The following is a 13,807-nucleotide window of genomic DNA, read 5'->3' as shown; positions in this document are numbered from 1 at the left end:
GCATGAGTCCCAGGGAATGCCTTGGAGGAACCAACGAGGAGGTGAACAGATGGAAACTTGGATCTGGGTCATTATCGTTCTCGTTGTAGCGACATTATTCTTTGGGTTCGGTTATTTTATTCGGAAATCCCTTGCAGAAGCTAAAATTTCCAGCGCAGAGCAAGCCGCAGCCAATATCGTGGACAACGCGAAAAAAGAAGCGGAAGCGCTGAAGAAGGAGACGGTACTGGAAGCCAAGGATGAGGTGCACAGAATCCGTACCGAGGCTGAGAAAGAGACCCGTGAACGTCGGAATGAAATCCAACGTCAGGAGAGACGGTTGCTGCAAAAGGAAGAATCGCTGGATAAAAAAATGGAATCGCTTGAACGAAAAGAAGAACAAGTGGCTAACAAAGAGAAACGAATCGATGAAACCCAACAACAAATCGATGTAATCTACAAAAAACAAGTCACAGAGCTGGAGCGCATCTCCAATCTGACGATGGAGGATGCCCGAAGCATCATTCTCAGCAATGTGGAACAAGAAGTTCGCCACGAAACCGCTCAGATGATCAAGGATATCGAGCAGCAGGCCAAGGAAGAAGCGGACAAGAAGTCCCGCGAGATCATTACACTGGCCATTCAGCGCTGCGCGGCCGATCATGTGGCGGAGACGACCGTATCGGTGGTCACCCTGCCGAACGAAGAGATGAAAGGCCGGATTATCGGCCGCGAAGGCCGGAACATCCGTGCGCTTGAGACGCTCACCGGCATTGATCTTATTATTGATGATACGCCGGAAGCGGTGATCTTGTCCGGTTTCGATCCGATTCGCCGCGAAGTGGCCCGTACGGCGCTGGAGAAACTGGTGGCCGACGGACGGATACATCCGGCACGGATTGAAGAAATGGTCGAAAAATCGCGCAAAGAAGTGGATGAACGAATTCGCGAGTACGGCGAGCAGGCCACCTTCGAGGTAGGCGTGCACGGGCTGCATCCGGATTTGATCAAAATCCTGGGCCGCCTGAAATTCCGTACCAGCTACGGTCAGAACGTGCTGAAGCACTCCATGGAAGTCGCCTATTTGGCCGGTCTGATGGCCGGTGAACTTGGGGAAGACATCGTGCTTGCCAAACGTGCCGGACTGCTTCATGACATCGGCAAAGCGCTGGATCATGAAGTCGAAGGCTCGCATGTGGAGATCGGCGTCGAATTGGCGAAGAAGTACAAGGAGCACCCGGTGGTTATCAACAGTATCGCCTCTCATCACGGCGACTGCGAAGCCACATCGGTTATTGCTATGCTTGTCGGCGCGGCGGATGCTTTGTCCGCAGCCAGACCGGGCGCACGCCGGGAAACGCTGGAGACGTACATCAAACGGCTGGAGAAGCTGGAAGCCATCTCCGAATCGTTCGAAGGCGTGGAGAAATCCTACGCCATCCAGGCCGGACGCGAGCTTCGCGTCATGGTGCAGCCTGAGAAGATCGACGATGCCGAAGCGTTCCGTCTGGCGCGCGACATTACGAAGACGATCGAAAATGAACTGGACTATCCGGGGCATATTAAAGTTACCGTCATTCGTGAGACGCGGGCTGTTGAATACGCGAAATAAAGGATTAAATGAGAATGGCGCCTGCTCGGGCGCCATTTTTCTTTCATTCCTTGCAAGATAAGAGGAACCTCCCGCATACGCGGGAATCAGCTAGGAGGAGAAGACCTATCAAAGTATTGTTTATCGGCGACATTGTCGGGAATACCGGGCGGAAAGCGCTGCGCGAGACGCTGCCGCAGCTGAAGCAGAAATACCAGCCCCACATCATCATTGTGAATGGGGAAAATGCGGCGCATGGCCGCGGCATCACGCCGGCTATTGCCAATGAATTTTTTAACTGGGGCGTTCACGGAATTACGATGGGCAACCATACGTGGGACAACAAGGCGATTTTTGAATTTATCGATGATGAACCCCGTATTATCCGTCCGGCGAATTTTCCGCCCGGAACACCGGGACGGGGTTATACCGTCATCAAAGCAAACGGCAAACAGCTGGCGATCGTCAATTTGCAGGGCCGCACGTTTTTGCCGGCGATTGACGACCCGTTCCGGATTGGAGAAGAAATTGTGCAGGAGCTGCGGCGGGAACATAAATGCATTTTGGTTGACTTTCATGCCGAAGCCACTTCGGAGAAAATTGCGATGGGCTGGTTCATGGACGGCAGCGCGTCAATCGTCGTCGGTACGCACACTCATGTGCAAAGCAATGACGATGTTATCCTGCCGGGAGGCACGGCATATTTGACAGATGCGGGCATGGTTGGTTCACGCGAAGGAATTTTGGGTATGGAGAAAGATGGAGTTCTGTATAAATTTACTACTCAGCTGCCTTCCCGTTTTACAGTAGATGAAGGCAAATGGCATCTGCACGGCCTGTTTGCGGAACTGGACGAGACCACCGGGCAAGCCCTCCGCATGGAGAAAATCCGGATGCGTGAGGATGAGTGGGTCATGAACTAGTTCCGGGGATTAGAGAAGGGCAGGATTGGGCTGGAAAATAAGCTGAAATATCCTGCCTGCTCCAACCGCGGGCCGTCGGTGAAAGTTCGTGGAATTGGGAGTTTGTGTGAAGTGTGATCTTTTGTATATCGAAAAACAGTATCTTTTGTACCATTTTCTGCCGTGTCGTTCGTAAAAAGAAGGAATTAAATCTTCAGCCGCGAATAACATCTAAAGTAGTGGAAGAACACCATTATTTTTCCCAGGGGAGGTACTTACTATGGATGTATTAAAAGTATCAGCTAAATCAAACCCAAATTCCGTCGCCGGCGCACTGGCAGGTGTTCTTCGTGAGCGTGGGGCGGCAGAGCTTCAAGCCATTGGAGCGGGAGCGCTGAACCAGGCCATTAAAGCGGTTGCCATCGCCCGGGGTTTTGTTGCACCGAGCGGAGTCGATCTGATCTGTGTCCCTGCCTTTACAGACATTGTTATCGATGGAGAAGACCGGACCGCAATCAAACTTATTGTAGAACCAAGATAACGGCTACCGCAGCTGAAGACAACCTGTTTACCGTGTGTAGACAGGTTTTTTTGCATCTTAGGGCTGCGCGAATAGAGTTGCACGATAGACCCCGCTAAGCGGCTGCGTAAGTGAGACGGCCGGGTGTTCACTAGGCGGGGTTTATTTTGCTGTGTTTAGCAGTTTCAAAATAGGATTACCGGGAGGACGGGGAAAAATGAAGGGACCGTTTGCTGATTTTCACTGCGACGCATTAAGCAAGCTGCTGGAATACCCGGAAGCGTCATTTACGCATGACGCCAGGCTGGATGTGACGCTGAACCGGCTGCGTGAAGGCGGCGTAGCCCTGCAGTGTTTTGCAGTCTACCTGTCGCAGCGCTGGGGGCGTCCCAGAATGGAGCTGATTTTGTCCCAGCTGGAACAGTTCCGGCGCAAAGTGGCAGAAGCATCTGGTGTACGGCCGCTGCTGTGGAGAGAGGAAGCGGGGGATCTGCTGCGGGAGGCTGAGACCAGCTCTTCTAATATCCGGGGGTTGTTATCTCTGGAAGGGGTAGACGGGCTGGAGGGGAATTTGTTTTACGCCGAACTGGCCTATGAGCTTGGGGTACGGGTAATGGGACTCACCTGGAATTATGCGAACTGGGCGGCGGACGGTGTGCTGGAGCCAAGAGGCGGAGGGCTGACGGTTCAGGGACGCCAGCTTGTCGATTGGTGCGGCCAGCACGGGATACTGCTGGATGTATCGCATTTGTCCGAAGCTGGGTTTTGGGAGCTGACCGAACGGGCGGCTAAACCGCTTCTTGCGTCCCATTCCAACAGCGCGGCCGTCTGCCGTCATCCGCGGAACCTGACGGACGACCAGATCCGGGCGCTGATCACTATGGATGGACGGATCGGCCTCACCTTCGTGCCCTGGTTTGTGCGGGAGCAGGAGGGCAGCGTATCCATGGAGGATATGCTGCCGCATATTGAGCAGGTCTGCAGTCTGGGCGGGGAGCGGCATCTGATGTTTGGCTCGGACTACGACGGCATCGAGGAGTGGGTCCGCGGCCTGGAGCATCCGGGCACCTATCCCGCTTTTGCCGAGCTGCTGCTCCGGCATTATCCCGAACCGTTGGTCCGGGGCTGGATGTTTGGAAATGCTGTTTTCTTTCTGGCTGAACATCTGCCGGCAAAGCCTGAATAATAGGCAAACTAAGGACTGGTCTAAGCCAATACAAAAGGCCCTGCGCCATCAAATTCGGACCCCATTTCGGGCCCCAATCATGCCCCCATTCCGGCCAAATCGTTGCCAAAATGACACAAAACGAGAAAAACCGGCGCGAAAATGGCCGGCTTCCTTTTTATTTTCGGGTAATTAGAGGTATAATGATCAATGGCTTGTACAGATACTAGAGAAAATACAAGGAGTGTGTTACAAATGAGCAAGACTGTACCCGTAGGTGTGTCGGCCCGGCATATTCACCTTACGCAGGAGCACATTGAAGCGCTGTTCGGCGCAGGTTATCAACTGACTGAATTTAAACCGCTGTCCCAGCCCGGCCAATTCGCCGCTAACGAAACGGTAGCGGTCATCGGTCCAAAAGGACAGTTTGACAAAGTCCGCATTCTCGGTCCGGCCCGTCCGGCTTCGCAGCTGGAAATCTCCCGTACCGATTCTTTCGCGATTGGGGTAAAAGCTCCGGTGCGCGAATCCGGCAACATTGAAGGAACACCCGGTATTACGGTTAAAGGTCCGGCCGGCGAAGTACAACTGGAGCAAGGCGTTATCGTGGCAGCCCGCCACATTCACTTCCATACCTCCGATGCGGAGAAATGGGGAATCGCCGACAAGCAGCTGTTGAAGGTGCGTCTGGGCGGCGAACGCGGTCTCGTGCTCGAGAACGTGATTGCCCGCGTATCCGACAACTTTAAGCTTGATATGCATATCGATACAGACGAAGCCAATGCCGCAGGCGCAGCCACTGGCGATACGGCTGAAATCGTGGAATAGTTTTATTTTCTCTAACGAAACACCAAAGGCGGGAGACTCCGGTAACGGGGCGCTCCCGTTTTTTTATTGCATCATGCAGGTAAAGAGAGAAGACGAGCCGCAGCGGCTTTTAATGCGCATACATAGCTACCGGGTGGGAGTTATGTTATAATTTCAGTTGGCTAATCCCCGCAAACTTAAGGATCGACATTCATAGAGGAAGTGAATTTGACATGACGAAGGAGAACAGCTCACCGGACTTAAAATCCGGCAAGGGTTCGAAAGACTACTCCAAATATTTTGATTTCTCGGATGCCAAGGTGCTGAGCGAAGACGAAAGCGGCAAACGGATCCGGATCAAGGGCCGGGAAATTCATATTTTATCGGAGCCCAATCACCGTCAGGAGAAGCAGCGGGGCAAACAAGACGTCCAGGTGCTGTACGAAGACGCGGTCCCTGAGGAACTCAAAGGACTGGGAGCCGGCAAACGTTATCTTATTTATACCTACGGCTGCCAGATGAACGAGCATGACACCGAAACGATGAAAGGTCTGCTGGAAGAAATGGGCTACACGGCTACGGAAGAGCGGGCCGAAGCGGACATTATTTTGCTGAATACGTGCGCGATCCGTGAAAATGCCGAAGACAAGGTGTTTGGCGAGCTGGGACACCTGAAGCGGCTGAAAACCGAGAAACCGGGCCTGCTGCTTGGGGTCTGCGGCTGCATGTCCCAGGAAGAAGGCGTTGTCAACCGGATTATGTCGAAGCATGGTTTTGTCGATATGATTTTTGGTACCCATAACATTCACCGTCTGCCGCATTTGATTAAAGAGGCCTTGTTCAGCAAAGAGCTGGTGGTCGAGGTGTGGTCCAAAGAAGGCGACATCATCGAGAACCTGCCCAAAAAGCGGGAAGGCATGCGCGCCTGGGTCAACATTATGTACGGATGCGACAAGTTCTGCACGTACTGCATTGTCCCGTTTACCCGGGGCAAAGAACGCAGCCGCCGTCCGGAGGACGTGATATCCGAGGTGCGGGAGCTTGCGCGTCAAGGCTTTAAGGAGATTACGCTGCTTGGCCAGAACGTAAACGCTTATGGCAAGGATTTTGAGGATCTGGATTATACCTTTGGCGACCTGATGGACGATATGCGCAAAATTGACGTGCCGCGTATCCGGTTTATGACCTCTCATCCGCGAGATTTTGACGATAAGCTGATCGAGGTGCTTGGCAAAGGCGGCAATCTGATGGAACATATCCATCTGCCGGTGCAGTCGGGCAGCAGCGCCATTTTGAAGCGGATGAGCCGCAAATATACCCGCGAAAGCTATCTGGAGCTGGTACGTAAAATCCGCGCCGCTGTTCCGGATGCCGTGCTGACGACGGACATTATCGTCGGATTCCCCGGCGAGACCGAAGAACAGTTCGAGGAGACGTTGTCGCTGGTACGGGAAGTCGGTTACGATTCAGCGTATACCTTCATTTATTCCCCGCGTGAAGGCACACCGGCTGCCGCGATGGAAGACAATGTGCCGATGGAAGAAAAATCGCGCCGCCTGCAGCGCCTGAATGACGCCATCAACGAACACAGCCGGTTGAGCAACGACAAGCTGTTTGGCGCGGTTGTGGAAGTATTGGTGGAAGGCGAAAGCAAAAATAATGCCGAGGTGCTGTCCGGACGGACCCGCACCAATAAGCTGGTGCATTTTGAAGGACCAAAGGAACTGATCGGCAGCTTTGTACATGTGCGCATTACCGATACGAAGACCTGGTACATCAAAGGCGATCTGGTGGCGGAGGCCGCTGCTGTTAACTAATCCGTAAACGAATGGAGCGATGGGCATTGACGCAGGAGAAGGGCCGTTTGAATCAATTCGGAATGATGTCCTACGATACCCGGGATTTGATCGTCCGGGACGACATTATGCACAAGGCAAAAGAGCTGGCTGCGCTCATCTCCACCAGCGAGGAAGTGCAGCATTTCCGCAAAGCTGAAGAGAAAATCCAGAATCATGAACGGGTACAGAAGCTGATCGCTATGATGAAGAAAAAGCAGAAGGAAATCGTGGCTTTTGAAAGCTTCGGCAACAAAGAGATGGTAGCCAAAATTGAACGTGAAATCGAAGAACTGCAGGACGAAATTGACGGGATACCGCTTGTCAACGAATTCCAGCAGAGCCAAAGCGACATTAATTACTTGCTGCAGCTGGTCGTTTCAGTGATCCGCGATACGGTATCGGAGAAGATCAGTGTGGAAGCCGGGACGGATGCGCCTCCGGCCAAATGCGGCGAATAAAGTAGCGGCTGGACTGAGCTATGGAATGACAGGAAGGCGGAGAGTATCTGTATCACGCTTACCAGCTGGGTTATACCGCTGGACCGAGCCTTGAAATGACAAGAAAGCGGAGAGGGCGCGTAAGCAATACTAAAAAGAGGGCGGATAGCGATTATCCGCCCTTTTGCTGTCAAAAGAAGCGAAAAAAGCGCGGGATATGGCAGGATATGTTGCGTTCATCGTCCGGGGTTTGGTACATTAAATAGATACAAAATCTATCTCAACTGCCGTAAAGGATGATTCATGTGAGCGAGAACGGGGAACCAAACTATAATCCGAAGAAATATCGTACGCCTGACGGGGTCCCGGCCGACATCGTCATGTTTACTTTAACCAAACGCGAACGGAAGACTGTAACCAAAACGCTGCCGATCCGTGAGCTCAAGGTCATGCTGATCAAGCGGAAATCCTGGCCGTACGCAGGCATGTGGGCACTGCCGGGCGGATTCTGTCAGGAAGACGAGTCGATTTATGACGCGGCCAAACGGGAACTGAAGGAAGAGACCGGGGTCGATGGCGGTCATCTCGAATATTTGGGCGTGTACAGTACACCGGGGCGTGACCCGCGGGGCTGGATTATCAGCCATGCTTTTTTTGCGCTGGTTGAGGAGTGGATGCTGGAGCACCGCCAGGCGTCGGACGATGCCGGCGAAGTTGGCTTGTTTACGGTCCAGGAAGCGCTGCAGGAGCTGGAGCTGGCGTTCGACCATCATAATATCATCAACGACGCTTACCTCCGCATTCAGCAACAGATGCTGCAGACGACGATTGCGCGGCAGTTTTTGCCCAGGCATTTTACGCTCAGCGAACTCTATCAGGTCATTCAGACGGTGGTGCCGGAATTTAAAGAACCCAATTTTATCCGCAAAATCACCTCTACCCGCAGCCGTCAAGGCATCCTGCAGGAAGTGCGCGACGAAGCGGGGAACCCCGTCAGCTCGAACCAATATTCCCAGCGGCCGGCTCAGCTGTATATGTTCACGGACCACGAACCGCTGCTTTCGATTTACACCTGAACACCTGAAGCCTGCTTAGGAAGCCGGCCAAGGATGTATAGACTACAGGCAAACGCCCGATAATCCAGAGGAGGAATGACGATGCGAGCGCTGATCGTGATTGATTATACGAAGGATTTTGTGGACGGCAATCTTCCGGTCGGGGAACCGGGCATTGCAATTGAAACGCGGATTTGCGAACTGACGGAGCAGTTTATCGAAGCCGGCGATTTTGTGGTGATGGCGGTTGATCTGCATGAAAAAAACGATTCTTATCATCCGGAGAGCAAGCTGTTTCCGCCGCATAACCTGCGGGGAACGCCCGGACGCGACCTGTACGGCAAGCTGGCGGAGGTTTACAGCCGCAATCAGCAGGCGGTGTATTGGATGGATAAGACGCGTTACAGCGCGTACTGCGGCACCGACCTGGCGCTGAAGCTGCGCGAACGGGGCATCAGTGAGGTGCATTTGATCGGCGTATGCACGGATATTTGCGTCCTGCATACGGCGGTTGACGCATATAATCTCGGTTTTGACATCACGGTTTATGAGGATGCTGTGGCAAGCTTTAATCCGGACGGCCATGTATGGGCGCTGGGGCATTTCCAGGGCAGCCTGGGAGCGAAAGTCATCAAGGGCGAATGAACAGGAGATGAATGGGACGTGAAAAGGGATCTGGCCCTGCATACGGATAAATATCAAATCAACATGATGTACGCCCACTGGGTGAACGGTACCCACAAACGCCGGGCGGTGTTTGAAGCTTATTTCCGCAAGCTTCCGTTCGGCAACGGGTTTGCGGTATTCGCCGGCCTGGAGCGGATCGTGGGCTACATTGCGAACCTGCGTTTTACCGAAGAGGATATCCGCTATCTGTCGGAGCAGGAGGAGAACTACAATCCGGCTTTTCTTGAAGAGCTGCTGCAGTTCCATTTCCAAGGCACGATTCATGCCATGAAGGAAGGCGCGCTGGCCTTCCCGGACGAACCGCTGGTACGGGTGGAAGGGACCATTATGGAAGCCCAGCTGGTCGAGACGGCGATTCTGAATTTCATGAACTACCAGACGCTGATCGCGACCAAAGCGGCGCGGATCAAGCAGGTAGCCGGCGACGATATTTTGCTTGAGTTCGGCACCCGGCGCGCGCAGGAAGCCGATGCGGCGGTATGGGGCGCCCGGGCCGCTTATGTCGGCGGCTTTCACGCGACCTCCAACATGCTGGCAGGCAAGGTGTTTGGCATTCCGACAAAAGGCACACACGCCCATTCGTGGGTACAGAGCTTCGGCAGTGAGCAGGAAGCGTTTGATGCGTATGCGAAGGTGCTGCCCGATCAGGTGACACTCCTGGTCGACACGTTTGATACCCTGCGCAGCGGGGTGCCTCATGCGATTGAGACGGCCAAGAAGCTGGAGGCGCAGGGCAAACGGATGAACGCCATCCGCCTGGACAGCGGCGACTTGGCTTATCTGTCCATTCAGGCCCGGAAGATGCTGGACGAAGCCGGATTGTCCTATGTCAAAATCGTTGCGTCAAACGATCTGGACGAAAACACGATGCTGGACCTGAAGTCCCAAGGCGCGGCAATTGATACATGGGGCGTGGGTACCCAACTGATTACGGCTTCCGACCAGCCGTCGCTCGGCGGCGTTTACAAGCTGGTGGAGATGGAATCGGCCAGCGGCGAAATGGTGCCGACGATCAAAATCTCCTCCAACCCGGAAAAGGTCTCCACCCCGGGCAAAAAGGAGGTTTACCGGATTATCGGCAAATCGGGCAAAGCGATGGCCGATTATATCGCTTTTCCGGAGGAGGAAGCGCCGCGCAAACGCCAGAAGCTGCGGCTGTTTAATCCGCTGCATCCTTATCTCCAGAAGTTCATCAGCCACTATGAAGCGATTCCGATGCTGGAGCCGATTTTCGTTAACGGACTGCAGGTGTATCAGCCTCCAGGGCTGGAGGAAGTCCGCGCGTATCACCGCCAGCAGCTGGATTTGTTTTGGCCGGAATACCTGCGTAAGCTGAATCCCGAAGTCTACCGCGTCAACCTGAGCGAAACGGTCTGGGACCGCAAGCAAAAGCTGATCGCGGAGCACATGATGACCGACCACGATTAAACCGCAACGTTAAGCAGAACCATGAATCAAGCCTCGCAGCATCAGCTGCGGGGCTTTTTTGCGAGCTATAAAGACTGAGCCATTCGGATTTTATGCAGGAAAAGTGCTCTTAGCTGTCCCTTTCTCAGTCCCTATGAATTCCTCTATGCATTTATGGTGCAAGTTCCTTTTTTGTGTTCGTATCACTGCTCAAAATACCGCTGAATAGAAAAGTGATCAACGAACCGGCAAAGCATATAGCCGCAAAGATGCCTACGGCGAAAAAACCATTAAAAGCCGCGTAAAGCAGGCCTGCAATCCAAGAACCAAGCGCTGTCGCAGTGTACATGATTGAATTAGCCAAGCTGGAGATTGTGCCGCGGATGGTTGGATTTAAAGAGTTTAGCATTCCTAATATTAGCGGAAAAGCTATCCCCATATTAACGAATATGAAAAAGTAAACACTTTCGAAAGCCGCTACCGACGGCAAGTGAGGCAAAATAATAAAACATGCGATAGAGACAAGAAAGCCCGCAATCAGCGTATTGGAACGGTTTAACGTTTTGATCACATAGGCACCGCCGAAGCTCCCGATTATATTTCCAAGGCCTAGATAAAACATCACGTACCCCGCTTGATCAATTGAAAGGTGAAAGCGATCCGTCACCCATTTTCCAATGAAAGAGAAGGCAGCAAAAAATCCGCATTGAAATAAGAAATGAGCTAGGAAAGCTTTTCTCGCCATTTGGCTATTCAATAGGGGAAGATATCTGCTGAAGATTGGAGTTTTGGCGGTTTGGTCTTGATTCGGTTTCATTTCGGGCAAAGCATAGAAGATGAATACCGCTACCAATAATGCACATGCACCGATTGTAAAAAAAGGATAATACCAATGGGTTGAGGCAAGCAGACTTCCAATAGGGATGCCAAACGCTTGGGAAGCAGCCAGGCCTGCCATGACGATTCCTGATACTTTGGCGATTTTTGACGTTGGAACCAGAGCAGGGATCGAGGCCCAGACTTGAGGTGCCGTAAATGCTGCGCTGACGCCGGCTAAAAAACGGAAGAAGAACATCGACCAAAAACCAGTGGCAAAGCCGCAAGCGATCGTTGAAACCGAGAAGCAGACCATGCCGGAAAACATTACTTTTTTGCGGTCCCATCCATCCGAAAGCGGTCCGGCTATCAGTGCAAATATGGCATAACCTAAAGCATATGCCCCCACCATCCAACCGGAATATTCGGTTGGAATATGAAACAAACGCTGAAGAGTGGGGATAAGCGGAGAAATTAAAAACGTATCTGTACCGATTACAAACATGATGAGAAAAAATAAAGCTGTTAATTTGATCATTCTATTCACCCTTTTCTGTTGATTAGTTCTATAGTTCAATGATTATTGAACAATAGAAGAAAAAAAGGGATTTCTTTCTACAACGTATCCAGAAATCCGGGTAAGTAAGTTTGAAATGTCTCTAAATCGATGCTCATATACTTCGCTTGAGCTTCTTTTCGTACCTTGATCAATTTCGCCTCCTTTAAAGTACGCAGGTGATACGAAGTATTCGATTTCGTAGTATCACGAATGAGTCCTACTTCTCCACAATTCATCTCCTTTTTGGTGGCGTATAGTGCTCGTATGATGTCCAATCTTGTTTCATCAGCTAACGCCTTAAATACTTTGATTCTGAGCTCATCTGTTATTGTTGTTTGAGTAGTCATAAAACCATTGTACTAAGAAATCACAACAAATCAAGTCTTTAGAAAAATACCATCATAATCCCCGATTTTTTAAGCGGGGTTACCAATAAAACCACCCGAATTTATATCCGGCAGCAAAAAATAAAACAATCCATCCCCACAGCATTAATAAGCGGAAGGGACGGGGAATGACCAAGTACTCGGCGCACAGCTTCTTCAAGGTATTGGCGGACAGCTGCTTCAAGTGGTTCATCATCACTCGCCTCCGTGCGTTTTCTTTCATTTTAGCATAGAGTTAGCACAGAACTGGAAGGTTTTATGTTTTCTTCTTAATCGGTTTATGGCCCGATTGTGACTTTTATCATGTAGAATGTGATGAATTTAACATCTTAATTTTTAATTTTACGGCTAAATAAAGAAGTAACGAGAAACCGGACGGAGCAGGCCGCCGTACTCGAATGACACAAATTGGACAACAATCGGCGCGTGAATGGAAGGTTTGCTGCTTTCCAGCTGACGCTGCGCCGCTACGTATAAGCAATGCCGCGGCTACTAATAAAGGATTGTGATGTCCAACCGGCCGTGAATGCAAAATAGATCACTTCGCGTCCTGCCGAATCACGTTACAATCTTTGAAACAGTCAAAAGGATATTATTCAATTCGAGTTTTAGAAAGGGGCTATGTCGGTGGTACAGTTGCCAATAGTGAACGAACTCGGCTTTTTCGAGATTCGTCTGGAGTCGATCGGGGGGCTGGGCGCCAATCTGGCGGGCAAAATGCTGGCGGAAGCCGGAGTCGTCGGAGCAGGGCTGAACAGCGTCAGTTTTTCATCTTATGGATCGGAGAAAAAAGGTTCGCCCGTCAAAGCGCATATCCGGTTCTGCGATATGAAGACGCCGATCCGCGATACGTCGCCGGTTGAACGCCCGCATGTCGTCGGCGTGTTTCATGAAGCGCTGGCCAAAACCGTGAACGTTACCAGCGGCATTCGCGAAGACAGCACGGTCCTCGTCAATTCCGCCAAATCGCCGGAGGAACTCAAAGCGGCGCTTGGCATGAAAGCTGGAACGCTTGCCGTGGTCGACGCAACTACGATCGCGCTGGAGGAGACCAACCGGGTGAATATGGCGATGCTTGGCGCGCTGTTCCGGCTGTGCACGTTCCTCGATCCGGAGATTATGAAGGACGTCATCGAGAAATCGCTGGGCAAAAAATACCCGCAGGCCGTCCAATCGGCGATCCGCACGTTTGAACGCGGCTACGAAGAAGTGAAATTCATGCATTTTGCGCTGCCTGAAGGCGAATCCATGCCGGTGTTTATGCGCTCGGATATTTCGGCGCTGGGTTACGAAACCCAGCCGATGGGCGGCAGCGTGGTGAACCCGGGCAACAGCATTCTGAAGAACCTCAGCATTTCCCGTTCGGGTCACCTGCCCGCGTTTGCGCTGGACGAGTGCATTCACTGCGCGCAGTGCGATACGGTATGTCCCGATTTGTGTTTTGTGTGGGAGGAACAGCCGGATAAAAAAGGGCGTCCGCAAATGTTCCTGACCGGCATTGACTACCAATACTGCAAAGGCTGTCTGAAATGCGTGGAGGCCTGTCCGACGACGGCGCTGTCCGTACTGCGCGAGGAAGACGGCTATGCAGAGGCGCATACGGTGCCTCACCGTTTTGATTTGATCGGCCAAGCTTAAAGTTCGCAAGGAAAGGCGGT

14 protein-coding genes are annotated in these 13,807 nt (G+C 52.1%); 11 read left to right on the top strand and 3 right to left on the bottom strand.

Annotated elements, in window-relative coordinates; translation table 11 throughout:
• Positions 1-49: 49 nt before the first annotated feature.
• From rny to ACE6ED_RS00375, 10 genes are all read left to right on the top strand, one after another.
• Positions 50-1,591: a ribonuclease Y gene (gene rny, locus ACE6ED_RS00420; protein WP_410824973.1), complete on the top strand. Its 1,542-nt coding sequence runs from the start codon at positions 50-52 to the stop codon at positions 1,589-1,591.
• A gap of 107 nt (positions 1,592-1,698) precedes the next feature.
• Entirely contained in the window at positions 1,699-2,493 is a 795-nt protein-coding gene (locus tag ACE6ED_RS00415; protein WP_410825181.1) for a TIGR00282 family metallophosphoesterase, read from the top strand.
• 259 nt (positions 2,494-2,752) lie between these two features.
• A complete protein-coding gene (locus ACE6ED_RS00410) occupies positions 2,753-3,013 on the top strand; it encodes a stage V sporulation protein S (protein ID WP_028558349.1) in 261 nt (86 codons plus the stop codon).
• A 196-nt stretch (positions 3,014-3,209) separates the two neighbouring features.
• Positions 3,210-4,178: a dipeptidase gene (locus ACE6ED_RS00405; RefSeq protein WP_410824972.1), complete on the top strand. Its 969-nt coding sequence runs from the start codon at positions 3,210-3,212 to the stop codon at positions 4,176-4,178.
• A 234-nt stretch (positions 4,179-4,412) separates the two neighbouring features.
• Positions 4,413-4,985 carry a phosphate propanoyltransferase gene (gene pduL, locus ACE6ED_RS00400; RefSeq protein WP_410824971.1) on the top strand — a complete coding sequence of 191 codons (573 nt, stop codon included), beginning with the start codon at positions 4,413-4,415 and terminating at the stop codon, positions 4,983-4,985.
• A gap of 212 nt (positions 4,986-5,197) precedes the next feature.
• Positions 5,198-6,781, top strand: coding sequence for a tRNA (N6-isopentenyl adenosine(37)-C2)-methylthiotransferase MiaB (gene miaB, locus ACE6ED_RS00395; RefSeq protein ID WP_410824970.1), 1,584 nt, complete (start codon positions 5,198-5,200; stop codon positions 6,779-6,781).
• 62 nt (positions 6,782-6,843) lie between these two features.
• Positions 6,844-7,260: a RicAFT regulatory complex protein RicA family protein gene (locus tag ACE6ED_RS00390; RefSeq protein ID WP_410825180.1), complete on the top strand. Its 417-nt coding sequence runs from the start codon at positions 6,844-6,846 to the stop codon at positions 7,258-7,260.
• Between the two features lie 284 nt (positions 7,261-7,544).
• Positions 7,545-8,315, top strand: a complete 771-nt coding sequence (locus ACE6ED_RS00385; protein ID WP_410824969.1) for an NUDIX domain-containing protein — start codon at positions 7,545-7,547, stop codon at positions 8,313-8,315.
• Positions 8,316-8,396: 81 nt separating this feature from the next.
• Entirely contained in the window at positions 8,397-8,939 is a 543-nt protein-coding gene (locus tag ACE6ED_RS00380) for a cysteine hydrolase family protein (protein ID WP_410824968.1), read from the top strand.
• 18 nt (positions 8,940-8,957) lie between these two features.
• Positions 8,958-10,409, top strand: a complete 1,452-nt coding sequence (locus tag ACE6ED_RS00375; RefSeq protein WP_410824967.1) for a nicotinate phosphoribosyltransferase — start codon at positions 8,958-8,960, stop codon at positions 10,407-10,409.
• A gap of 151 nt (positions 10,410-10,560) precedes the next feature.
• Here the strand turns inward: ACE6ED_RS00375 and ACE6ED_RS00370 are convergent, their stop codons facing one another.
• The 3 genes from ACE6ED_RS00370 to ACE6ED_RS00360 form a co-directional block, all read right to left on the bottom strand.
• Complete coding sequence (locus ACE6ED_RS00370; protein ID WP_410824966.1) at positions 10,561-11,742, bottom strand: MFS transporter; 1,182 nt, start codon at positions 11,740-11,742, stop codon at positions 10,561-10,563.
• A 77-nt stretch (positions 11,743-11,819) separates the two neighbouring features.
• Positions 11,820-12,110, bottom strand: a complete 291-nt coding sequence (locus ACE6ED_RS00365) for an ArsR/SmtB family transcription factor (protein WP_410824965.1) — start codon at positions 12,108-12,110, stop codon at positions 11,820-11,822.
• 79 nt (positions 12,111-12,189) lie between these two features.
• The gene (locus tag ACE6ED_RS00360) at positions 12,190-12,345 is read right to left on the bottom strand and encodes a hypothetical protein (protein WP_410824964.1); all 156 of its coding nucleotides are present in this window, start codon (positions 12,343-12,345) and stop codon (positions 12,190-12,192) included.
• Positions 12,346-12,776: 431 nt separating this feature from the next.
• On the opposite strand from ACE6ED_RS00360, the gene ACE6ED_RS00355 reads away from it, so the two are divergent.
• Entirely contained in the window at positions 12,777-13,787 is a 1,011-nt protein-coding gene (locus ACE6ED_RS00355; protein ID WP_410824963.1) for a 2-oxoacid:acceptor oxidoreductase family protein, read from the top strand.
• The last annotated feature ends 20 nt before the right edge of the window (positions 13,788-13,807 follow it).

This window comes from Paenibacillus nanchangensis, from assembly GCF_046543445.1.
Taxonomy (GTDB): Bacteria; Bacillota; Bacilli; order Paenibacillales; family Paenibacillaceae; genus Paenibacillus_AQ; species Paenibacillus_AQ nanchangensis.
This window is presented reverse-complemented; position numbering and strand designations above follow the sequence as displayed.